Raw genomic sequence first — 540 nt, forward strand, 5'->3', positions numbered from 1 at the left:
ATCAGCCGACTGGACTATGCAGCAGAGCGTCAACTCTTCACAGTGGTAACTGGTGACTGCGGAACAGGTAAAACAACGGCTATTCGCAAATTTACAGCTACCCTGAATTCATCCAGGTTCAAGATTCTCTACCTATCGGATTCAAAGTTAACACCTCGTCATTTCTACAAAGGAATGCTGGAGCAACTCGGATGCGAATCGAAATTTTATCGGGGAGATGCCAAGAGACAGCTTCATCGCGAGATCGAGCTCATGCGAGGGCTTCATGAAATTAAGCCTGTTGTCGTCGTGGATGAAGCACATCTGCTTGATCGAGAAATGCTGGAGGAGGTTCGTTTTCTCTTGAATTTCAAGATGGATGCCCAGAGCCCTATGGCCTTGATCTTGGTTGGACAGAGTGAACTATGGGATAAACTTCGGCTTCAATCCTATGCCGCGATTCGGCAACGCATCGATTTGCAATGCAAACTGACGCATTACGATCGGGCTGGAGTAGGGGCCTATTTATCTAGGCATATGAGTTATGCAGGTGCAGAACAA

Annotated in this window: 1 protein-coding gene; it reads left to right on the forward strand. The window is 47.2% G+C overall.

Annotated elements, in window-relative coordinates:
* A partial coding sequence (locus AC2TDN_RS26645; protein ID WP_484690745.1) for an ExeA family protein occupies nucleotides 1–540 on the forward strand: 540 nt, incomplete at both ends.

The organism is Paenibacillus sp. Y660, from assembly GCF_057221575.1.